19 protein-coding genes are annotated in these 21,092 nt (G+C 63.2%); 10 read left to right on the forward strand and 9 right to left on the reverse strand.

Annotated features, from left to right (window positions below):
• Positions 1-19 precede the first annotated feature (19 nt).
• The gene (locus C4Q27_RS23405; RefSeq protein ID WP_003250815.1) at positions 20-406 is read right to left on the reverse strand and encodes a VOC family protein; all 387 of its coding nucleotides are present in this window, start codon (positions 404-406) and stop codon (positions 20-22) included.
• A 277-nt stretch (positions 407-683) separates the two neighbouring features.
• On the opposite strand from C4Q27_RS23405, the gene C4Q27_RS23410 reads away from it, so the two are divergent.
• Positions 684-1,595, forward strand: coding sequence for a LysR family transcriptional regulator (locus C4Q27_RS23410; RefSeq protein ID WP_104887413.1), 912 nt, complete (start codon positions 684-686; stop codon positions 1,593-1,595).
• 45 nt (positions 1,596-1,640) lie between these two features.
• Here C4Q27_RS23410 and C4Q27_RS23415 read toward each other — a convergent pair whose 3' ends face one another.
• A complete protein-coding gene (locus C4Q27_RS23415) occupies positions 1,641-2,114 on the reverse strand; it encodes a YMGG-like glycine zipper-containing protein (RefSeq protein ID WP_020190925.1) in 474 nt (157 codons plus the stop codon).
• 150 nt (positions 2,115-2,264) lie between these two features.
• Here C4Q27_RS23415 and C4Q27_RS23420 point away from each other — a divergent pair, with 150 nt between their 5' ends.
• The 4 genes from C4Q27_RS23420 to C4Q27_RS23435 are packed head-to-tail and all read left to right on the forward strand — an operon-like array spanning position 2,265 to position 5,669.
• Complete coding sequence (locus C4Q27_RS23420; protein WP_064493531.1) at positions 2,265-2,861, forward strand: paraquat-inducible protein A; 597 nt, start codon at positions 2,265-2,267, stop codon at positions 2,859-2,861.
• The gene (locus C4Q27_RS23425) at positions 2,858-3,487 is read left to right on the forward strand and encodes a paraquat-inducible protein A (RefSeq protein WP_064493530.1); all 630 of its coding nucleotides are present in this window, start codon (positions 2,858-2,860) and stop codon (positions 3,485-3,487) included. The genes C4Q27_RS23420 and C4Q27_RS23425 overlap by 4 nt, the downstream gene beginning before the upstream one ends.
• Entirely contained in the window at positions 3,487-5,127 is a 1,641-nt protein-coding gene (locus C4Q27_RS23430) for an intermembrane transport protein PqiB (RefSeq protein WP_104887414.1), read from the forward strand. The genes C4Q27_RS23425 and C4Q27_RS23430 overlap by 1 nt, the downstream gene beginning before the upstream one ends.
• An 11-nt stretch (positions 5,128-5,138) precedes the next feature.
• The gene (locus C4Q27_RS23435) at positions 5,139-5,669 is read left to right on the forward strand and encodes a membrane integrity-associated transporter subunit PqiC (RefSeq protein ID WP_104887415.1); all 531 of its coding nucleotides are present in this window, start codon (positions 5,139-5,141) and stop codon (positions 5,667-5,669) included.
• Positions 5,670-5,681: 12 nt separating this feature from the next.
• Here the strand turns inward: C4Q27_RS23435 and C4Q27_RS23440 are convergent, their stop codons facing one another.
• Positions 5,682-7,436 carry a phosphoethanolamine transferase CptA gene (locus C4Q27_RS23440; protein WP_104887416.1) on the reverse strand — a complete coding sequence of 585 codons (1,755 nt, stop codon included), beginning with the start codon at positions 7,434-7,436 and terminating at the stop codon, positions 5,682-5,684.
• Between the two features lie 211 nt (positions 7,437-7,647).
• Between C4Q27_RS23440 and C4Q27_RS23445 the strand changes: the two genes are divergently transcribed.
• Positions 7,648-7,803, forward strand: coding sequence for a DUF2986 domain-containing protein (locus C4Q27_RS23445; RefSeq protein WP_064493526.1), 156 nt, complete (start codon positions 7,648-7,650; stop codon positions 7,801-7,803).
• Between the two features lie 28 nt (positions 7,804-7,831).
• Here the strand turns inward: C4Q27_RS23445 and C4Q27_RS23450 are convergent, their stop codons facing one another.
• A complete protein-coding gene (locus C4Q27_RS23450) occupies positions 7,832-8,206 on the reverse strand; it encodes a hypothetical protein (RefSeq protein ID WP_104887417.1) in 375 nt (124 codons plus the stop codon).
• Positions 8,207-8,407: 201 nt separating this feature from the next.
• Positions 8,408-8,998 carry a biliverdin-producing heme oxygenase gene (locus C4Q27_RS23455; protein WP_104887418.1) on the reverse strand — a complete coding sequence of 197 codons (591 nt, stop codon included), beginning with the start codon at positions 8,996-8,998 and terminating at the stop codon, positions 8,408-8,410.
• A gap of 162 nt (positions 8,999-9,160) precedes the next feature.
• On the opposite strand from C4Q27_RS23455, the gene C4Q27_RS23460 reads away from it, so the two are divergent.
• Positions 9,161-9,652 (forward strand): GNAT family N-acetyltransferase, encoded by a 492-nt coding sequence (locus C4Q27_RS23460; protein ID WP_004575420.1) that lies wholly within the window; start codon positions 9,161-9,163, stop codon positions 9,650-9,652.
• Between the two features lie 113 nt (positions 9,653-9,765).
• On the opposite strand, the gene C4Q27_RS23465 is transcribed toward C4Q27_RS23460, so the two are convergent.
• The 3 genes from C4Q27_RS23465 to C4Q27_RS23475 form a co-directional block, all read right to left on the reverse strand.
• Positions 9,766-11,139: an 8-oxoguanine deaminase gene (locus tag C4Q27_RS23465; RefSeq protein WP_064493523.1), complete on the reverse strand. Its 1,374-nt coding sequence runs from the start codon at positions 11,137-11,139 to the stop codon at positions 9,766-9,768.
• Positions 11,140-11,299: 160 nt separating this feature from the next.
• Positions 11,300-12,880, reverse strand: coding sequence for an aldehyde dehydrogenase (NADP(+)) (locus C4Q27_RS23470; protein ID WP_104887419.1), 1,581 nt, complete (start codon positions 12,878-12,880; stop codon positions 11,300-11,302).
• A gap of 153 nt (positions 12,881-13,033) precedes the next feature.
• A complete protein-coding gene (locus C4Q27_RS23475; protein ID WP_104887420.1) occupies positions 13,034-14,416 on the reverse strand; it encodes an APC family permease in 1,383 nt (460 codons plus the stop codon).
• Between the two features lie 282 nt (positions 14,417-14,698).
• On the opposite strand from C4Q27_RS23475, the gene C4Q27_RS23480 reads away from it, so the two are divergent.
• From C4Q27_RS23480 to C4Q27_RS23490, 3 genes are all read left to right on the forward strand, one after another.
• Positions 14,699-15,541: a helix-turn-helix transcriptional regulator gene (locus C4Q27_RS23480; protein ID WP_010953510.1), complete on the forward strand. Its 843-nt coding sequence runs from the start codon at positions 14,699-14,701 to the stop codon at positions 15,539-15,541.
• Positions 15,542-15,583: 42 nt separating this feature from the next.
• A complete protein-coding gene (locus C4Q27_RS23485) occupies positions 15,584-16,966 on the forward strand; it encodes an aspartate aminotransferase family protein (RefSeq protein ID WP_003250846.1) in 1,383 nt (460 codons plus the stop codon).
• A 195-nt stretch (positions 16,967-17,161) separates the two neighbouring features.
• Entirely contained in the window at positions 17,162-18,655 is a 1,494-nt protein-coding gene (locus C4Q27_RS23490) for an aldehyde dehydrogenase (RefSeq protein WP_104887421.1), read from the forward strand.
• A gap of 140 nt (positions 18,656-18,795) precedes the next feature.
• Here the strand turns inward: C4Q27_RS23490 and C4Q27_RS23495 are convergent, their stop codons facing one another.
• Positions 18,796-21,033 carry a TonB-dependent siderophore receptor gene (locus C4Q27_RS23495; protein ID WP_104887422.1) on the reverse strand — a complete coding sequence of 746 codons (2,238 nt, stop codon included), beginning with the start codon at positions 21,031-21,033 and terminating at the stop codon, positions 18,796-18,798.
• Positions 21,034-21,092: the final 59 nt, after the last annotated feature.

Below are 21,092 nucleotides of genomic sequence, written 5' to 3' on the forward strand. Positions count from 1 at the left end.
TTGGGTTAAGGGCAAGCGGCTAGTGCTTCTGGGCAATCTGGATCAGGTTGCCGCACGTGTCATCGAACACCGCCACGGTAACCGGCCCCATTGGGGTTGGTGGCCGGATGAACTGCACACCGGCCGCACATAGCCGGGTGTATTCGGCCTGGATGTCACGTACGCCGAACGAGGTGGCGGGGATGCCATCCTGCTTGAGCGCGGCCTTGTACACCTTGGCCGCCGGGTGCGCGTCGGGTTCCAGCAGCAGTTCGACGCCATTGGGGTCGTTGGGCGAAGTCAGGGTCAACCAGCGGTGCCTGCCCATGGGGATGTCGTGCCTGGGCTCGAAACCGAGTACGTAGTGGTAGAAAGCCAGGGCCTTGGCCTGGTCGTCGACGAGGATGCTGGTGACCACGATCTTCATAAGCACACACCGTTTACCTGGGGCCGATGACTATCAGTAAAGACGTTCGGGCGTTTTTGACCAGTGGCTGCAGTGCCACGGGGGCCCGTTACAGGCGCAAGCGTGGTGCGGCGCCGGTTTGCGCAGGCCTGTGAGCCGATGTACTGGCAGACCCTACAAAAAACCTGCTCAAGGCATAGGTAAATCCTTCAGCGCTCAGCGCCCGCAGAGCGGCAGCCAAGGGTAAAGTGTGAGGCATGATCCCAGCCTGCCCAGACTCGCGTCAGAGAGGTACCCTGTGGCTGCCTATACCTTGCGACAACTGAAGTACTTCGTCACCACCGTGGAAGCGGGCAGTGTGGCCGAAGCGTCACGCCAGCTGTACATCGCCCAGCCGTCCATCTCCACGGCCATCAAGAGCCTGGAGGAAAGTTTCGGTGTGCAGCTGTTCATCCGCCACCACGCCCAGGGTGTGTCATTGACGCCCAGCGGCAAACGCTTCTATGCCAAGACCAAGTCGCTGCTGCAGATGGCCCATGAGTTCGAACAGAACGCCCTGGCCGACAACGATACCGTCGCCGGGCAGATCGACATTGGCTGTTTCGAAACCGTGGCGCCACTGTACCTGCCGCGCCTGATCGCCGGCTTTCGCCAGCGCTACCCGGGTGTGGACATTCGCCTGCGCGACGGTGAGCAGCAGGACCTGATCCAGGGCCTGACCGCCGGAACATTCGACCTGGCATTTCTCTATGACCACGACCTGGATGGCACCATCGAGGCCGAGCCGCTGATGCCGCCGCAGAAGCCCTATGTGCTGCTAGCCGAGAACCACCGCTTTGCCGGCCAGGCCCAGGTCTCGCTGCGCGACCTGTGCCCCGAGCCGATGATCCTGCTGGACGTGGCCCCTAGCCGCACCTACTTCGTCAGCTTGTTCAACGAGATGGGCCTGGCACCGAACATCGTCTTCAGTTCGCCGTCGATAGAGATGGTGCGCGGCATGGTCGGTCAGGGTTTCGGTTTTTCGTTGCTGGTAACCCGTCCGCACTCGGAATACACCTATGACGGCCAGCGCCTGGTGATGCTCGACATTGCCGAGCCGGTGGCGCTGTCGGGGCTGGCTGCGGCGTGGTTGAAGCGAGTCCAGCTGACCAAGCCGGCGCAGTTGTTCGTGGAGTTTTGTCGGGAAGAGCTGGCGAAGTTCCTGAACTGAGCACGCCATGCCACCCCGGCAGGAGGAGCATGGCGTGGCGATTGCTCAGGGGTTGACCTGATAGCCGCGCCCTTGCAGGCAACCGCTGTAGGCACTGGCATGGGCCTGGGTTTTGGCCTCGTCCTGGCCGCGCCGGTCCTGGCGCCGGTCCTGACGCTGGCGCATGCCACCGACCGCGGCCCCGGCGGCGGCCACTTCGCCGGCACGGTTCTGCCGGTATTGCTGCTTGGCATCGTCACCCGCCCGGTCATACAACTCGTCATGCTGGTTGCCGCGCACCTGCGCGCCTACAGCACCGGCGGCGGCACCCGCAGCTGCACCGCGAACCCGGCCACCGACATGTGGGTCGCTGGACGTCGCTGTGCCGTTTGCGGCATTGGTGGCGACGGTATTGCAATCGTTGATATCCAGTTGCATCTGCTGGCTGCTTTGGCCCTTGAGCGGCACCACCGACTGCGCCTGGGCCGCCGATGCTGCGCACAGCAGCATCAACAGGTAACTCCACGTGAACGTACGCATGGCACACCTCCACCGGGCGGAAAGCCCGTCTCACAGAATAGTTCGCCTCTGATGTCGTGATGGAAGTTTTGCCCAGATGGTCTACACCGGATATCAGACGCCGTTCCGATTAGCCTCCTGGCCTGATCCAAGGCTACCCGTGGGCAAACCATGAGCCAGACGCAAGATCTGATCATCTGCGAGTATTGCGACACGGTGTACCACCGTGCACCGCTGCTCAAACATCAACGTGCCCTTTGCCCGTGCTGTGGCGGCGTGCTGTACCGGCACAGGTCACTGACCATCGAGCAGCGGCTGGCACTGAGTGTGACTGGCGGCGTCCTGCTGGTGTTCGCCAACTATTACCCGGTGATGACCATCGGCATGCAGGGGCTGACCCACTCGGCCACATTGTGGGACGCCGTGCAGATTCTCAGTCACGGCAGTATCACCTTCATCGCCCTGGTCATGGCGCTGTCGATCATTTTTGCGCCGCTGCTGCAAATTGCCCTGTTGTGCTGGGTGTTGAGTTTTGCCCTTGCCGGCCAGCGTGCCCCCGGCTTTGCCCTGTGCATGCGTGGCCTGGAAAGCCTGCGGCCCTGGAGCATGCTGGAGGTGTGTCTGCTGGGGGCAATGGTGGCAGTGATCAAACTGGCGGGGCTGCTCGATGTGATCCCCGGTATCGGCCTGCTGGCCCTGGCCGCATTGAGCATGTTGATCATCCACATTGCCGGCAAGGACATCCGCGACTTGTGGGAACAGGTATGACTGCCCCGGTCAAGGCGCACGACCTTGGCTTGTGTCTGTGCCATGGCTGTGGCCAGGCATGCGACACGCGCAGTGGCGCGCACACCTGCAACCGTTGCGGCGCCGTCATTCACCGGCGCAAGGCCAATGCCATCAGCCGTGGCTGGGCGTTTCTGCTGGCCGCACTGATTTTCTACATCCCCGCCAACCTGCTGCCGGTGATGCACACCGAAATGCTCGGCAGTGGTACAGAAAGCACCATTGGCGGTGGCGTGCTGGAGTTCTGGGAAGCCGGGGCCTGGGACATCGCGCTGATCATCTTCATTGCCAGCGTGGGTGTGCCCGCCATCAAGTTCTTCTCCCTTGGCCTGCTGCTGTTCACTGCCCAGCGTGGTTCTTCCTGGGCCTGCCGGCAGCGTTCGCAGTTGTACCGCTTCGTCGAGCTGATCGGCTATTGGTCCATGCTCGATGTGATGGTAGTGGCGCTGGTGGCTGCGCTGGTGCAACTACGCGGGCTGGGCACCATCGAGCCGCGTGTGGGCATTCTGTTCTTTGGCATGGTGGTAGTGCTGACCATGTTCTCTGCGATGAGCTTTGATCCACGCCTGATCTGGGATAGCCATGCCAACGAGGGGAGGCCGCATTGATGGGGCAACAGACTGACAAGCGCGAGGGCCCTGGGCAGGTTGAAGTGCGCACCCGACGTTGGAGTGTGTCGCTGGTATGGATCGTGCCGATCCTGGCGATCCTGATCGGCGCTTCGCTGGTGGTGCGCAACTGGATGCAGCAAGGGCCGGTGATTACCATTTCTTTCCACAGCGGGGAGGGATTGGTGGCGCACAAGACCCAGGTAAAGTACCGCAGTGTGGTGATTGGCGAAGTGACCACGGTGGATTTGGCCGACGACAAGAAGAGCGTGGTGGCCAAGGTTCAGCTCTCCAACGATGCCCGTTCATTCGCTACCCGGGGGGCACGCTTCTGGGTGGTGCGACCGCGCATCGGCGTGGGCGGGGTTTCCGGGGTGGACACGCTGCTTTCGGGCAGTTTCATCGGGGCTGATTCCGGCGAGTCGAAGGTGCCGGAAAAGTCTTTTGTCGGGCTGGAGCTGCCACCGCCGATCACCTATGACGAAAAGGGCAAGCGCTTTGTTCTTGTCGCCAGCGACCTCGGCTCGCTGGATATCGGCTCTTCGATCTACTACCGCAAGATCCCGGTGGGTGAGGTGGTGTCCTTTGCCCTCCAGGACGATGGCAAGGGGGTAGAGATTGGCGTGTTCGTGCAGGCGCCCTACGACACGTTCGTCACTGCTGACACGCGCTTCTGGAATGCCAGTGGCATCGACATGCAGATCGGTGCCAATGGCCTGAAGGTCGATACCGAATCGCTGTCGTCGATTCTGGTGGGCGGGCTGGCCTTCGGCTCGCCCGATTTCGCCGCGCAAGCCGAGCCTGCTGCCGACCAGGCCCGCTTCCAGCTATTCGCCGACCGCGACATGGCGCTGTCGCCTCCGCATGGCCAGGCGCAGTACCTGCAGTTGCGCTTCGACCAGGCCATGCGCGGCCTGTCGGTGGGCGCGCCAGTGGAGTTCAAGGGTGTGGAGTTTGGCCGGGTCACCTCGATCCAGCTCGATTACGATGCTACGCGGCAGAGCTTCCCGGTAGTGGTCGATGCGGTGATCTACCCGCAGCGGCTAGGGCCGGTGCACCGCAAGATGCTGGCGGTGTTCAAGCACACCGAGGGCGACATGCAAGGGGCGCGGAAACTGATTGGCACCTTTGTCGAACATGGGCTTCGGGCCCAGGCGCGTAGCGGCAACCTGATCACCGGGCAGATGTTCATTTCGCTGGACTTTTACCCCGATGCCCCCAAGGTGGCCTTCGACATGGCTGCCGACCCCATCATGATCCCGACGCTGCCCGGCAGCCTTGAGCAGTTGCAGGAACAGCTGCAGCGGGTGATGGAGCGCATTGCCAAGCTGCCGCTGGAAAGCATCGCCGGTAACCTGGACGGCAGCCTGCGTGAACTGCGCGCCAGCCTAAAGCAGTTCAATGGCCAGACGTTGCCGGAGGTGAAAGTGGCGCTGGACGAGGTGCACAAGACCCTGCGCACGGCCAACTCGGCCATTTCCGAAGATTCGCCGCAGCGCGAGCGAATGGGCGAAACACTGGACGAGCTGGAACGCATGTCGCGTTCGCTACGTGACCTTGCCGATTACCTGGGCCGCCACCCCGAGTCGCTGATTCGTGGCCGGCCGAAAGCGGCCGGGTCCGCAGACCTTGAACCCTGAGGAGACAGCCGATGCAACGACTGCGCAATGCATGTGTGGCCAGCCTGCTGGTGTGGCTCGGGGGCTGCAGCAGTACGCCGAACAACTACCACACGTTGGTACCGAGCGACCCGGTACGTGACAGCGGCCAGCGCATCCAGGTGGTCAGGGTGGCTGTGCCGCCCCAGGTCGACCGCCCACAGTTGGTGGTGCGGCAAGGGCAGAGTGGCCTGGCCATTCTGGAGACGGAGTGGTGGGGCGCCAACCTGGTGGATGAATTCCGCAGCGCCCTGCAGGACCAGTTGGGCGGCCCGGCGGGTGGCGGCAAGGCGTCGCTGCGGGTGGATGTGCAACGCTTCGACACGGTACCAGGGCGCTACGCCTCGCTGGAGGCCGTGTGGCGCCTGAAGCAGCAAGGGCAGGTCGAGCTGACCTGCCGTACGTCAGTGCAGACTGCTGCGGACAACAGCATCACCAGCCTGGTGAATGCGCACCAGGCCAACCTGCGCCAGTTGGCCGAGGCGGTGCGGGGGAGTGCCCGGCAGGGTAGCTGCCCTGCATGAACCTTGGCCTCATTACTGCCGGGTGCTGGCTGTTTCCTGTACCCCGTCGGCCTTGTCCAGCGGCAGGTGGTCGAACTCGCGCAAGCCATTCTTGCGGTATGGGTCGCCGATCCAGCGTGGTGCTACCACGAACTGTGGGCTCACCAGGCTCTTGGCCGGTTCATAGCGGTCATAGCTCAACCCGGCCAGGTCTGACAGGGTATGGATCAGGTGCGAACTGCTGTAGGGGCGATCGGCCATTGCCTGCAAGTCACGCGGGTGCTCGGCCTGCCAGCTAGGCGAGGTCCACAGCAGGAACGGGATGGTGTACATCGGCCGGGTCGGTGCGCCTTCGTTGCGCCCCAAGCGGTCGTGGTCACCGGAGCTGTACACGTCTTCACCATGATCGGACAGGTACATCAGGAACCCATTGGGGTTGCCTGCCGCATAACGCTTGATCAGGCTCGATACCACATAGTCGTTGTAGCGCACCGCGTTGTCATAGAAGTTGTAGGTTTTTGCCTGGTCCGCTGTCAGCTTGGCTGGCACACCCTGCCTGTCGTTGAAGTGCGCATAGTCGTCCGGGTAGCGGTAGCGGTAGTCCATGTGCGTGCCCAGCAGGTGCACGATGATGAACTTGTTGGGCGCAGGGTCTTGCAGGGCTTTCTCGAACGGCGCCAGCACCACGTCATCGTACTGGCGGGCATTCTGGTTGCGCTGGTTGTTCAGGTACACCGGCGCGTCTGTTTGCTGCGAGAAGGTGGTGAGCATGGTGTTGCGCTTGGTCAAGGTCTGCTGGTTGGTGATCCAGAAGGTCTTGTAGCCTGCCTGTTTGAGCAGGTTGATCAGCGACGGGTCGGTGAGAAAGCGATCCGGGTTCTGTTCGTCGCCGAACGTGAGGATCTGCTGCATCACTTCGATGGTGTACGGGCGCGGCGATACCACGTCGCGGAACACGGTCAGGCCCGAGTCGCTGGCGGCCAGCGCGTCGAGGTTGGGCGTGGTGTCGCGGTCATAGCCATACAGGTGCATGTGCTCGCGGGTGGTCGACTCGCCGAGCACCAATACCAAGGTGCGTGGCGCAGTGCCACTGCTGTCGCGCAGGTTTTGCAGCGGTGGCAGTGCGGCATTCTGAGCCAGCAGTTTCTGCATGTTGTCCAGTTGCTGGCGGTACTGTCGGTAACCGACCAGCAACTGCCAAGGTACGGCCGGTTCCATTCGCTGCTGCACTTTTTCGAGCGCATCGGCGAAGTTGCGCTCCTGGGTCACCATCTGCTTGTAGAACGGCACGACCAGGTTGGCCACCAGCAATAGCACGACCACCGGCAGGCGACTGCGCAGTGGCAGGCTGACCGGGCGCACGCGCCGCCACAGCATTACCGCAACCAGCGTGTACAGCACCAGTGCCAGGCCCAGCCCCACGCTGAAGTATTGGCTGAAGTACTCACCAGCCTCGGCGGTGTTGGACTCGAACATCACAAAGATGACGCTTTGTGAAAACTCCTGGCGATAGATGCCGAAGTAGCTCAGGCCCACCAGCGAAGCCGCCCACAGCACCAGACCGATGATTGCCGCGGTGGCGCGTGTGAAACGCGGCAGCAACAGGACGGGCGCCAGCCACAGGCTGCTGAGGAACAACGCATCGCGAAAACCGGCGAAGCCGGTCGTCCCGCTGAACAGCAGCAGCGCCTGGGTTACACCGGAGAAATACCAGAAGAACAGCAAGAGCCAGCCGAGGCCGGCCCAGTCCACGCGCTTGTGCGCGGCGGGGGATGTAGTGTGTGACACGTATGCCTCGTTGTACCTTGGCGGCCAGCGGTTGTGCGCGTGGCCGGAAAGGGCGTGACGCTAATCTGCGGACTGTGAAAATAACGTCAACGCGTTGAATCCTGCGACCTGCATGGCCGTAGCAGGCATTCGCTGGGCCGTTCACCGCGTTTTCCCCGCGCCGCCGGGGTATGATGGCGGCAGCGAAAACGTACTGACAGGCCCCTAGACCATGAACCGTCGTAAGAAGATCAAGCAGCTATTGCAGGCGCATGCCAAAAAGGCCAGTGCCAAACTGGCGCCACGCAAGCCCAAGTACATTTGCAAGGCGGACCGCTTGAAGATGGAGGCAGAGGCGGTGAGCGAGAGTTCCCAGCTGGCTGACTGACACCGCCCCTGCACCGATCGCATGGGCTTCAACGGCGGTAGTAATAATGCGCGTCATGATGACGCTGGCGCATGGCGCGCTCATGGCGGCGCTCCCAATCACGGCGCCGTTCCCAGTCGCGCCGCCGCTCCCAGTCCCGGCGGGCTTGTTCACGCCGCCACTGTTCGCGGCGCCAGTCGCTTCGGTGGTCGTGCCAGCGATCGTCATCATGCGCCAGGAGCGTGGCCGGCTGTTCAACGGCCACGCTGGCCACGCTCGACCAAGGGTTGCCGGCTGGCTTCAACGGTGACTGGACGGCCGGTAAAACGGGTTCGGCGGCTTTCATCTGCGTTGCCGATGCCGTGCCCATCGCCGCGAGCGAGAACAGGCCGAGCAGCACCAACCTTGCGACATGTATTTTCATGAGCGTAGCCAACCTCTGATAACGAATGAGCCATCTGGCCAGCAGGTGTGGGGGGCGAACCTTGTCTCGCGTTCCGCTACCTTTCTGTGCCTCACACATAGACAGGGAATCAAGAAAAAGTTCGCTACAGCAACAACTTGTAGAAAATCGCCGTGGCGGTTGGTGCTGTGCAGCGCCCGCTAAAGGTGCCGTTGCACTCGGTCAACTGCCTGCAAATACCTCACGCAGATGCCGCCGATAACTGTCGAACGCTGCAATCGCCCCCGCTACCACCTCTGCTTCCTCCTGCTCCCCCAGCACCAGGCTGTCCAGCCTGGCAACAAATTCGCGCCAATGCAGCGCTCGGCCATCCGGGTGAGGGGCCAGGTGGCGGGCCCCCTTGTCACCCTCCAGCCCAAGACGTTGCGTGTGCTTGTAGAGAAACGCCGCCCCCAGGTTCGAACCTTCACTGCAATACAGCCATCCCAAGGCCTGGGCCGAGCTGACACGGACCGGTTGGGCGGGTGTTGGCAGTGGCAGGCTGAGGTCGCGCAGGTCGGCCTCGACTGCCGCGAACCGTGACAGCGCCTCCAGCCCCGGCAGTTGCTGGTTGAGCTGTTCATCCTGATACAACGCCAACAGGCTGCCATGAAAGCGGTGCTGCACCTGCAGGAAGCGCCCATAACGCTCGCGGTTCTCGAAAGGCCGCGCTGCCATTACCAGTTGATCGACGCTGTCATGATCCCTGCTGCTGGCTGCTTTCAGGCGTTTGCAGCGGCTGGGTTCGGTGAAGGGGAAAGTTACAGCGGTCATCGGCGTATCCGTGGCAATAGAGCAAGGTCCCCATGATGCTTGCCCTCCTTGGCAGGCAGCAAGCGTCACACACTCGACCTGACCGAGTTCGCAATGATGGAGTGCAAGGTCGATGCTCATTTATCATGGCGGCTGCTTTTACCATTGCCAAGGATACCTGCCATGAGCGCCCTTCAGTTCCGCACCCCCGTTCCCGCCGATGCCGAGCGTTGCTACGCCATCGAAATTGGCGCCTATGAAGGGGATGAGGCGGCCACGCTGGAGAAAATCCGCACGCGTATCACGCAGTACCCCCAAGGCTTCCTGGTGCTGGAAAGTGACGGCGAGATCGTGGGTTTCATCAACAGTGGCTGCGCCCACGAGGTCGTGATGTCCGACGAGGCCTTCAAAGAGCTGGTTGGCCATGACCCGGCGGCCGCGAACGTGGTGATCATGTCGGTGGTTGTAGACCCGGCCCACCAGGGCAAAGGCTACGCCAAACTGTTGATGAACGAATTCATCGGGCGCATGCACGCGGCGGGCAAGCAGACCATTCACCTGATGTGCAAGGAGCAGCATGTGGCCCTGTACCAGAAGCTGGGCTACCAATACGTGAAACCGTCGCCGTCGGACCACGGCGGCATGGCCTGGCATGAGATGGTCATGGACCTTTGAGTGCACATGACATCGTAGTGTGCGCTACCCGCAGCTTGTCTAGGTGACAGCGCAGCCCAAAGGGCTGCGCATGCCCTTCATTCAACCCGGCGATGCCGAGCTGATGCCAGGCCTCAAGTGCCACTGACCAGCTGATGGGCCAGCTGGTTGTGGCGTTCCAGTACGCGCGGCAGGTCGACGGTGGCCAGCTGGCCGTCTTTCACTACGACGCGGCCGTTGATCACGCTGGTATGCACCTGGGTCGGGGTGCAGAACACCAGTGCCGCCAATGGGTCATGGTGGCCGCCGGCATACGCCACATGGCCCAGGTCGAAGGCGACGAAATCGGCGACCATGCCCGGGGCCAGGGCGCCAATATCATTGCGGTTGAGCACTTTCGCGCCACCCAGGGTGGCAATCTCCAGTGCTTCGCGTGCGGTCATCGCGTCAGGGCCAAAGCCCACCCGTTGCAGCAGCAGGGCCTGACGCACTTCACCGATCATGCTGGCGCCGTCGTTGGAGGCAGAGCCATCGACCCCCAGGCCCACCGGTACGCCGTGGTCGCGCATCTTGCGTACCGGGGCGATGCCCGAGGCCAGCCGCATGTTCGAGCATGGGCAGTGGGCGACGCCGGTGCCGGTGCGGGCGAACAGCTCGATGCCGTGCTGGTCGAGCTGCACGCAGTGGGCATGCCATACATCATGGCCGACCCAGCCAAGGTCTTCGGCGTACTCGGCAGGGGTCATGCCGAACTTCTCGCGGCTGTAGGCGATGTCGTTGACGTTCTCGGCCAGGTGGGTGTGCAGCGACACCCCATACTGGCGCGCCAGCACGGCAGCTTCGCGCATCAGGTCGCGGCTGACCGAGAACGGCGAGCATGGCGCGACCACGATGCGGCGCATCGACCCGTGGCTGGCATCGTGGTAGTCCTCGATCAGGCGTTGCGATTCCTTGAGGATGTCGGCTTCCTTTTCCACCACCGAGTCAGGTGGCAGGCCGCCTTGGCTCTGGCCCACGCTCATGCTGCCGCGCGCGGCATGGAAGCGCATGCCGATCTCGGCCGCCGCGTGGATGCTGTCGTCGAGCTTGCAGCCGTTGGGGTAGATATACAGGTGGTCGCTGGAGGTGGTGCAGCCGGACAGGATCAGCTCGGCCATGGCGGTCTGGGTCGACACCGCGATCATCTCGGGGGTCAGGCGCGCCCAGATCGGGTACAGGTTGGTCAACCAGTTGAACAGCTCGCCGTCCTGAGCGGCCGGTACCACGCGGGTGAGGCTCTGGTACATGTGATGGTGGGTGTTGACCAGGCCTGGGATGACCACCTTGCCGGCCATGTCCAGAATCACGTCGGCGTGCTGCGGGAGGGTATCGCTGGGGCCGACTTGCTTGATCAGGTTGTCTTCGATGAACAGGCCGCCGTTCTTGATTTCGCGGCGTTCGCCGTCCATGGTGACCAGCAGTGCGGCGTTTTTGACGAGGAGCGTTTTTGCAGGGTTTGTAGATGACATGGTGCAAGCCTGCGCAATACGCATCGGCGATTACCGATGTCATAGGCGCTCGGTATTGTAAGCAAGCTTTTTACTGATTGTATACAGCTCGAAGCGCCAGTGCCGGCCTCTCGGCGGCTAGAGCCGCGAAGGGGCCGGCACAGGTTGCAGCCATGAAAGATCACACCGCCTCGCGGCTGCTTACACCCTCCAGCAACCGGGCAATCCCCAGCGGGTTAGCGTTTTTCAACGCATCCGGCAGCAGTGCGTCCGGGTAGTTCTGGAAGCACACCGGGCGCAGGAAGCGGTCGATGGCCAAGGTGCCCACCGAAGTGCCGCGGGCGTCGGAGGTGGCCGGGTAGGGGCCGCCATGCACCATGGCATCGGAAACCTCCACGCCGGTCGGGTAGCCATTGAGCAGCAAGCGCCCGGCCTTGCGTTCCAGCAACGGCACCAGTGAGGCAAAGGCGCGCAAGTCGTCAGGTTCGGCAATCAGGGTGGCAGTCAGCTGACCTTGCAGGTGACGCAATGCTTCGGCCAATTGCTGGGCATCGGCCACTTCAACCACCACGGTGCTAGGGCCGAACACTTCTTCCTGCAACAGCGGGTCGCCATTGAGCAGCAGGCTCACGTCGGCCTTGAACAACTGCGGCTGAGCCTGTTTACCGGTTTGCGGTTGGCCGGCCAGATGCTGGATACCCGGGTGCGCCAGCAGGTGCTGCACAGCGTTCTGGTAGCTGCGCAGGGTGCCAGCGTTGAGCATGGTCTGCGGGCTCTGGTCGGCCATGCGTGCCACCAGCGTTTGCAGGAAATGCTCGAAGTGCGGCGAGCGGATACCCACCACCAGGCCCGGGTTGGTGCAGAACTGCCCGCAGCCCAGCACCACCGAGGCGGCCAGCTCGGTCGCCACCTGTTCACCGCGAGCCTGCAGAGCCTGCGGCAGCACGATCACCGGGTTGATACTGCTCATTTCGGCGAACACAGGGATCGGCTGCGGGCGCGCTGCGGCCATGTCGCACAGGGCGCGGCCACCGCGCAGCGAGCCGGTAAAGCCGACTGCCTGAATGGCTGGGTGCTTGACCAGTGCTTCGCCCACACCGGCACCGTAGATCATGTTGAAAACGCCTGCCGGCATACCGCTGCTGGTCACTGCACGGTCGATGGCCGCGGCCACATGGGCCGCAGTGAGCATGTGCCCGCTGTGTGCCTTGAACACCACCGGGCAGCCGGCGGCCAGCGCCGAAGCGGTGTCACCGCCAGCGGTGGAGAAGGCCAGTGGGAAGTTGCTGGCGCCGAACACGGCCACCGGGCCCACGCCGATGCGGTACTGGCGCAGGTCCGGGCGCGGCAGCGGGGTGCGCTGGGGCAGGGCGCGGTCGATGCGTGCAGCGTAGAAGTCGCCACGCCGTACCACTTCGGCAAACAGGCGCAGCTGGTTGCTGGTGCGGCTGCGTTCGCCGCGGATGCGTGCTTCAGGCAGTGCGGTTTCGCGCATCACGTCCTGGATGAAGTCATCACCCAACGCGTCCAGTTCGTTGGCGATAGCGTCGAGAAAAGCGGCGCGCTGGTCCGGGCGGGTGCTGCGGTAGCTCGGGTAGGCCACCTCGGCGGCCTGGGCGGTGGCCTCGACTTCATCGCCAGTCGCCTGGTGGAAGGCGTAGGGCAGTGTTTCACCGGTGTGGGCGTCGAGGCTGTGCAGCAGCACGTCACCCTGGCCACTGAGCTGGCCGGCGATGTGGTTCAGGCGGTGTTCGATGGACATTTCGTTTCCCGTTGGCAATGACAATCGTTGGTCAGGACTGTAGGGGGCGAACGGCGGGGTGAATAATGATTAATACGGATCGGGTGATAACGAGCAGTTATCACCCGGGTTCTCGCGATGCCTTGCAGGAGCGGTCATGCAAGGCGTCAGGGCTCACTCGGCCATCTGCAACTCTGGCAGCTTCACGCGCAACGCCCGGGTCAGCCCCAGTAGCACCAACAGGCCCAGGCCCATCCAGCACAGGCCGATGGTGAACGACAGGCTGGTCAGGCTGCTCCATAGCCACAACGTGCTGAGAAAGCCCAGGCCGGGAATGGCGCCGTACAGCAGGTAGTTGCGGCAACCGCGCAGTTTCTGATCAACCAGGTAGTGCTTGACCACCGCCAGGTTCACCGCCGAAAAGGCGAACAGTGCGCCAAAGCTGATCATGTTCGCCACGGTATCCAGGGTGATCACCAGAGCGATCAGCGACAGCAGGCTGACCACCAGGATGGCAGTGGCCGGCACGCGCTTTTTCGTCACCAGCTGGCCGAATGCCCGCGGCAATGCGCCGTCGCGGCCCATGGCGAACAGTACGCGCGACACGCTGGCCTGGGACACCATGGCCGAGGCGAAGCAGCCCGCCACGTAGGTAGCGGTGAAGGCGGTTACCAGCAGCTCGCCGCCCACCCGGCGCATCACGTCCACCGACGCCGAATCCGGGTCGGCGAAGCTGCCCCAGTCGGGAAACACCATCTGCGCGCAATAAGACACCACCAGAAACAGCAGACCGCCGATCAACGACACCGCCAGAATCGCCACGGGAATGCGGTAGGTCGGGTTACTGGTTTCCTCAGCCATGGTCGACACCGCATCGAAGCCGAGGAACGACAGGCACAGCACGGCGGCGCCGGTCATGATCAACGGCACGCTGAAGCCATCGTGGTGCAAGGGGGCCAGCAGCGACACCGGCTCCGCCTGTCCGCTGAGCTTGAGAATGGACAGGGCGACGAAGACGATGATGAACACCAGTTGCACCACCACCAGGATCCAGTTAACCCGGGTGATCGACTCGATGCCAATCAGGTTGAGGAAGGTGACCAGGGCAATGGAACCCGCTACCCACACCCAGGCATGGATGGTCGGGAAGTATTCCGACATGTAGATGCCGATCAGCAGGTAGCTGAGCAGCGGCAGAAAGATGTAGTCGAGCAGCAGTGTCCAACCGGTGATGAAGCCGATATGGCTGCCGAAGGCCTTGCGCGTGTAGGTGTAGACCGAGCCGGAGTAGGGGTGGGCCTGGACCATGCGGCCGTAACTGTAGGCGGTCAGCAGCATGGCGGCGAGCGTGAGCAGGTATGCGGTGGGCAGGTGCCCTTTGGTCATCTGGGTGACCAGTCCGTAGGTGGTGAATACGGCCAGGGGCACCATGTAGGCCAGGCCAAACAGCACCAGGGCGGTCATGCTCATGGACTTGCGGAAGCGGCCGGTGCTGGTGCCGGGTTGCGAGGGTGCATGCGGGGCGGGGCTATGGGCTGTACTTGTTGTTGTATGCATTGCTAACTCCTGAAAAGGGATGCAGGACACCGCGGCAGGCGAGCAGGCTCGCGACCGTCAGGTGTTGTGCAAGGAGGTCGAGCGGAAAGCTCGCAGCGCTGGGGCGGGTTGATGCTCCCACACCCTGCAGGCACCCGGAATCACCCTTTGGGGTGAGCGGACACAGCCCTTGCCCGGCTCACCCCAAAGGGTGATTCCGGTGCCTGCAGCGCCGTGGGAGTATCTGCTCAACGACGCACCGCACTGGCGGCGGTGCCACTGAAAAGAAACGGCAGGCTTACAGTGACCAATCAATTGCTTTCAGAACAATGGTTCGAGCACCAGGCCAAGGTCACCGAGGCGATCGGCCGGCCGGGCTTTGCCGCCAGCCTGTTTGCTGCACTGGGTGTGATCCGGCCGATCCAGGCGACCACGGTGTACCTGTACCCGCACGATGGCATGCCCTGTGCGCTGTTCGAGCAGGATGACAAGGCGCCCTGGCAGCCCGAGGGCAATGTCAGCCGCTACCTGTCGGGCTTCTACCTGCTCGACCCGTTCTACGGTGCTTGTGTGGAACAGGTCGAATCCGGTTGTTACGGCCTGTTCGAAGTGGCACCCGACCACTTCGAGGTCAGCGAGTACTACCAATCGTTCTACCGCCACTCGCACCTGGAGGATGAACTCAACTACATCCTGCAGGTGGCGCCCGGGCAAAGCCTGGCGGTGTCGCTGGCCTTCACCGACAAGCTGGATGGACAAAGCCGTACCCGGTTCGGGCTCATCACGCCTTGGGTGCTGGCGGTACTCGGCAAGCATTTTGCCGGGCTGGACAGCCGCGCAGGGCGCTTCGAGAACATCCTTGAGCAACGTATTCATGCCGCGCTGAACAATTTCGGCAGCTCGCTGCTGACCGAGCGTGAATGCCGTATCGCCCAGCTGATCCTGCGTGGCCACTCGACCAAGTCGCTGGCCGAGCGGTTGGGAGTGTCGGAGGACACCATCAAGTCGCACCGCAAGAACGTCTACGCCAAGCTCGACATCGGCACCCAGTCCGAACTGTTCTCCCTGTTCATCGATGCACTGGCCAATGCCCAGGGCGTGCTGGGCAAGGACCCGCTGGAAAGCTACATGGGCAAGCTGCGCTGAACGCCAGCTGCCCTGCAACCCCACCGCAAAGGAAAACCAACAATGAACGCGCCTTTCGCCCCGCAACGCCAGACCCGTGACTACCAGGCAGCCGATGCCGCCCACCACATTCATGCCTTCCTCGACCAGAAGGCGCTGAACGCCGAAGGGCCGCGGGTGATCGTCGGGGGCGAACGCCTGCACCTGTGGGACAGCGAGGGCAAGCGTTACCTGGATGGCATGTCCGGCCTGTGGTGCACCCAGCTCGGTTATGGCCGTCGTGACCTGACGGCCGCCGCGGCCACGCAAATGGATCAGCTGGCCTACTACAACATGTTCTTCCACACCACCCACCCGGCGGTGATCGAACTGTCCGAACTGCTGTTCAGCCTGCTGCCGGGGCACTACAGCCACGCGATCTACACCAACTCCGGCTCCGAGGCCAACGAGGTACTGATCCGCACCGTGCGCCGCTACTGGCAGGTGGTTGGCCAGCCAGGCAAGAAAATCATGATCGGCCGCTGGAACGGCTACCACGGCTCGACCCTGGCGGCCACGGCGCTGGGCGGGATGAAGTTCATGCACGACATGGGTGGGTTGATTCCGGATGTGGCACACATCGACGAACCCTACTGGTACGCCGAGGGCGGTGAACTGACCCCGGCAGAGTTCGGCCGCCGCTGCGCCCTGCAGCTGGAGGAAAAGATCCTCGAACTGGGTGCCGAGAACGTTGCCGGCTTCATTGCCGAACCCTTCCAGGGGGCAGGCGGCATGATCTTCCCGCCGGAAAGCTACTGGCCGGAAATCCAGCGTATCTGCCGCCAGTACGACGTACTGCTGTGCGCCGATGAGGTGATCGGTGGCTTTGGCCGCACCGGCGAATGGTTCGCCCATGAATACTTCGGCTTCGAGCCCGACACCCTGTCGATCGCCAAGGGCCTGACCAGCGGCTATGTGCCCATGGGTGGCCTGGTGCTGAGCAAGCGCATTGCCGAGGCGTTGGTGGAGCGCGGCGGGGTATTTGCCCACGGCCTGACCTATTCCGGCCACCCGGTGGCGGCGGCAGTGGCCATCGCCAACCTGAAGGCGCTGCGTGACGAAGGCATCGTGCGCCAGGTGAAGGACGACACGGGGCCGTACCTGCAGCGCATCCTGCGGGAAGTGTTTGCCGACCACCCATTGATCGGCCAGGTGCAAGGGGCCGGGCTGGTGGCGGCGCTGCAGTTCGCCGAGCACAAGCCGACGCGCAAGCGCTTTGCCAACGAGAACGACCTGGCCTGGCAGTGCCGCACCTTTGGTTTCGAGGAAGGGGTGATCATTCGCTCGACCCTGGGCCGGATGATCATGGCCCCGGCCTTGATCGCCAACCACAGCGAGCTGGATGAGCTGGTGGAGAAGACCCGGATAGCCGTAGACCGCACGGCGCGGCTGGTCGGCAAGCTCTAAGCCGCTGACAAGGGCAACGCACTTCCCTGTGGGAGCGGGCACGCCCGCGAACACCGGCGAAGCCGGTGCCATCCACCGTGTCGCCTGATTCGCGGGCATGCCCGCTCCCACAGAGGGAGTGCGGCGTGCTTGCGGACTGTGTGGTACCTGTTACTTGCGCAAGAAGGACCGCCACGACGGTCGTCTGGAGTACAAATGTACACTCTCGAATTCTGGCAACAACGCGCCTCGGACCTCTACCTTCCGGCCCATGCACTGATCGACGGCAAACCCGTCAACGCACAGGATGGCGCCACGTTCGCAGCCATCAACCCCGCCACCAACAACGTAATGGCACAGGTTGCCGCCTGCGGCCATGCCGAGGTCGACCTGGCTGTCGCCAGCGCCCGTCGAGCCTTCGAGCAAGGCCCCTGGCCGCGCATGGCGCCGGGCGAGCGCAAGAAAGTGCTGCTGCGCCTGGCCGAGCTGATCATGGCCCATCGTGAAGAACTGGCATTGCTGGACTCGCTGAACATGGGCAAGCCGGTGATGGATGCCTACAACATCGACGTGCCGGGCTCGGCACATGTGTTCGGCTGGTACGGCGAAGCGCTGGACAAGCTGTATGACCAGGTGGCGCCCACTGCTGCCAATGCGCTGGCCACCATCACCCGCGAAGCCCTCGGCGTGGTCGCTGCCGTGGTGCCATGGAACTTCCCGCTCGACATGGCCGCCTGGAAGCTGGCCCCGGCGCTGGCTGCCGGCAACAGCGTGGTACTCAAGCCCGCCGAGCAATCACCGTTCTCGGCCCTGCGCCTGGCCCAACTGGCGCTGGAAGCGGGGTTGCCGGAAGGCGTACTGAACGTGGTGCCGGGCCTGGGCGAGCAGGCCGGGCAGGCGCTGGGCCTGCACCCGGATGTGGACTGCCTGGTATTCACCGGCTCCACCCAGGTGGGCAAGTACTTCATGCAGTACTCGGCGCAGTCCAACCTCAAGCAGGTGTGGCTGGAGTGCGGCGGCAAGAGCCCAAACCTGGTGTTCGACAACTGCCAGGACCTGGACCTGGCGGCGGAAAAGGCCGCCTTCGGCATTTTCTTCAACCAGGGCGAGGTGTGTTCGGCCAACTCGCGGCTGTACGTGCAGCGTGCCATCCACGATGAGTTCATCGAGCGCCTGCAGGCCAAGGCTCGCCAGTGGCTGCCCGGTAACCCGCTGGATCCGGCGAGCCGCGCCGGGGCCATTGTCGATGCCGGGCAGACCGGCCGCATCGAGGCCGCCATCGTGCGTGCCGGGCAAGAGGGCGCGCGATTGGTGTGTGGCGGCCGACGCCTGACCATCGAAGGTTCGGACAACTACATCGAGCCGACCATTTTTGCCGGTGTCGAGGGCCGCATGAGCCTGGCGCGCGAGGAGGTGTTCGGCCCGGTACTGGCGGTCAGCGCTTTCGACACGGAAGAAGAAGCCGTGCGCCTGGCCAACGACAGCATCTATGGCCTGGCAGCCTCGGTGTGGAGCGACGACTTCAACCAGGTGCACCGGGTAGCCCGGGCGTTGAAAGCCGGTACCGTATCGGTGAACACAGTCGATGCGCTGGATGTGACGGTGCCGTTCGGTGGGGGCAAGCAGTCGGGGTTTGGCCGCGATCTGTCACTGCATTCGTTCGACAAGTATTCGCAGCTCAAGACCACCTGGTACCAGTTGCGCGGCTGATGTATTGATCATTGACCGCGTCGTCTGCTTCGCGGGCATGCCCGCTCCCAGGTTTCAGCACAAGTCTGAGGGTTGTGCTGGACCTGTGGGAGCGGGCGCGCCCGCGAAGAGGCCGTATCTGGCGCCGCAGCGGGACCCGGTTAGAAGTCCACGCTAGCCGAAAGCTGATAGGTCCGCGGCGCCCCCAACCCCAGGGTCTGGGTCAGTGGCACACCCCAGTAGTCCTTGTCCCCCAGGTTGGCGATGTTCGCTCGCAAGGTGACCGGCTTGTTGGCGACCTGGGTCACAAAGCGGGCGCCAACGTCGAAGATCGTGTAACCCGGAATCGACAGGCTGTTCTCGGCATTGATGTATTGCTTGGACTGTGAGGTCACGTTGCCGGTCAGGGTCAGCCCATCCAGGCCGGGGATGTCCCACTCCATGCCCAGCTTGCCCTGCACCTTGGGGTAGGCCGTGGCGGTCTTGCCATCGTTGGCACCGCCTGCGGTCTTGGTCAGCTTGGGGTCGACATAAGCCACGCCCCCCATCAGGCGCACGTCGGGCAGAGGGGCACCGAAGAAGCTCCATTCCACGCCCCGATTACGCTGCTCGCCACCGAACGAAAAGATGTTGGTGACCGGGTCGGTATAGCTGCCCGGGCGCTTGATTTCATACAGCGCCAAGGTGTGGCTGAAGGTGCCCAGGTCGAGCTTGAGGCCGATTTCCTTCTGTTTTGATTTGTACGGCGCGAACACGTCGCCATAGTTGGCAGCGGTGATCGGTGCGGCCGCGCCTTTGCTCAGGCCTTCGATGTAGTTGGCGTACAGCGACAGCTCATCGGTCAGCTTGAACAGGATGGCCCCGGCAGGGGTGGTGGCGTGGGTGTCATAGCCTGGTTTGTTGCGGGCACCGGTATTGGTGTTGTAAGTGTCGGTGACCACTTCCTGGCGACGTACGCCGAGGGTTAGTTGCACCCGGTCATCCAGCACCGACAGGGTGTCGGCGATGCCATAACTTTTCAGGTCGTTTTCCGTGTGGGCAATCAGTGGCCAGGCCTCCGATACCTTCGGGCCCCAGACAGGGTTGTAGATATTGGTCGTCCAGTTCGAGCCGGCGGCGCGGCGGCCGAAGTCCTTTTGCGTGTCGCTGTACTGGGTGGCGTTGACCGACCATTGGTGGTTGATGCCGAAGGTGTCGAAATGGCCACGCAGCCCCACCTCGGCAGAAGTCTTGTGGATCTCCATCTGCAACTGGCCCATCGCGGTGGTGAAATCACCGGCGCTGTTGTTCACCGTTGCTGTGAGTGCGCCGCTGTAGCGATAGTCCGTCTTGCTGGTGCCGACCGCGCCATAGGCCAGCAACTGGTCGTTCAGCTCGTACTCACCACGCAGGATGACGCCCTTGTCCTTGGTTTCCACATAAGCCCAGTCGGGGTTGAGCAGTGTGTCGTTTTTTGGCGGTTTGGGGACTGGTACCCCAGCGGCCAGGCCCATGCCGCGGTTCTGGCCGCTGATGTGGTCGTCGGTATCGAACAGGTCGAGCGACAGCTTGCCACGTTCGCCACGCCAGTCCAGGGCCAGAGAAGACAGCACATTGCGCTGGCGTTGATCGTCGATGGCAGTGTCGCCGTCGCGGTACATGCCGTTGAAGCGCACGCCAAACTGGTTGCCCTCACCGAAGCGCCGGCCAACGTCGACATGGCCGCCAAGCTGGGCATCGGAAGCGTAGGTGGCGGTCAGCCGGGTCAGCGGCGTGTCGCCAGCGCGCTTGGGAATCAGGTTGACAATACCGCCCACCGAACCGCCGGGCGGCATGCCGTTAAGCAGCGCCGACGGGCCTTTGAGTACTTCGATGCGTTCGTACATTTCGGGTGAGGCGCGGTAGTAGGGGGCCATGCCGAACAGGCCATCGATAGTCATGTCACTGACGCTGGTCTGGAAGCCGCGGATCGAGTAGTTCTCGCTGTAGGTGCCGGTCAGGCCGTTGCTGAACACTGACGGGTCGGTGGCGGCGATAACGTCGGTGATGTCCCGGGCCTGCAGATCCTGAATGTAGGTGTCGGTGTAGCTGACGGTGCTGAACGGCGTTTCCATGAAGTCTTTGTTGCCCAGCAGGCCCACCCGCCCGCCGGTGGCCACCTGGCCGCCGGCATACACCGGTGGCAGTGGATCGGCAGCGCTGGCTTGGGCGTCGATCAGGGTGGCGGGCAATTCCGGGGCGGCGGTTTTTTCTTCAGCGGCCTCGTGGGGGTTGGCTGCGTCGGCGTGTGCGGCGATTGGCGCCAGTGTGCAGCTACCAAGGGCCAGGCCAATGAATACGGCATGTGCCAGCGGGGTGCGCGGCAGCGCAGGCAATGCCAGGGCAGGGGACGAGAGTGTGTGCAAGGTACGGATGGACACGCGATGGCTCCAGAGGGACAGATGGCGGGTTGTGTTTTTGCATTTAAAAAGCAAAGACG

Source organism: Pseudomonas sp. SWI36 (assembly GCF_002948105.1).
GTDB lineage: Bacteria > Pseudomonadota > Gammaproteobacteria > Pseudomonadales > Pseudomonadaceae > Aquipseudomonas > Aquipseudomonas alloputida.

Bases quoted from the DNA above. Each gene is read 5' to 3' on its own strand.
- C4Q27_RS23405 (WP_003250815.1), bottom strand. From the start codon at position 406: ATGAAGATCGTGGTCACCAGCATCCTCGTCGACGACCAGGCCAAGGCC.
- C4Q27_RS23415 (WP_020190925.1), bottom strand. From the start codon at position 2,114: ATGCGTACGTTCACGTGGAGTTACCTGTTGATGCTGCTGTGCGCAGCA.
- C4Q27_RS23420 (WP_064493531.1), top strand. From the start codon at position 2,265: ATGAGCCAGACGCAAGATCTGATCATCTGCGAGTATTGCGACACGGTG.
- C4Q27_RS23425 (WP_064493530.1), top strand. From the start codon at position 2,858: ATGACTGCCCCGGTCAAGGCGCACGACCTTGGCTTGTGTCTGTGCCAT.
- C4Q27_RS23430 (WP_104887414.1), top strand. From the start codon at position 3,487: ATGGGGCAACAGACTGACAAGCGCGAGGGCCCTGGGCAGGTTGAAGTG.
- C4Q27_RS23435 (WP_104887415.1), top strand. From the start codon at position 5,139: ATGCAACGACTGCGCAATGCATGTGTGGCCAGCCTGCTGGTGTGGCTC.
- C4Q27_RS23445 (WP_064493526.1), top strand. From the start codon at position 7,648: ATGAACCGTCGTAAGAAGATCAAGCAGCTATTGCAGGCGCATGCCAAA.
- C4Q27_RS23450 (WP_104887417.1), bottom strand. From the start codon at position 8,206: ATGAAAATACATGTCGCAAGGTTGGTGCTGCTCGGCCTGTTCTCGCTC.
- C4Q27_RS23455 (WP_104887418.1), bottom strand. From the start codon at position 8,998: ATGACCGCTGTAACTTTCCCCTTCACCGAACCCAGCCGCTGCAAACGC.
- C4Q27_RS23460 (WP_004575420.1), top strand. From the start codon at position 9,161: ATGAGCGCCCTTCAGTTCCGCACCCCCGTTCCCGCCGATGCCGAGCGT.
- C4Q27_RS23465 (WP_064493523.1), bottom strand. From the start codon at position 11,139: ATGTCATCTACAAACCCTGCAAAAACGCTCCTCGTCAAAAACGCCGCA.
- C4Q27_RS23470 (WP_104887419.1), bottom strand. From the start codon at position 12,880: ATGTCCATCGAACACCGCCTGAACCACATCGCCGGCCAGCTCAGTGGC.
- C4Q27_RS23475 (WP_104887420.1), bottom strand. From the start codon at position 14,416: ATGCATACAACAACAAGTACAGCCCATAGCCCCGCCCCGCATGCACCC.
- C4Q27_RS23485 (WP_003250846.1), top strand. From the start codon at position 15,584: ATGAACGCGCCTTTCGCCCCGCAACGCCAGACCCGTGACTACCAGGCA.
- C4Q27_RS23490 (WP_104887421.1), top strand. From the start codon at position 17,162: ATGTACACTCTCGAATTCTGGCAACAACGCGCCTCGGACCTCTACCTT.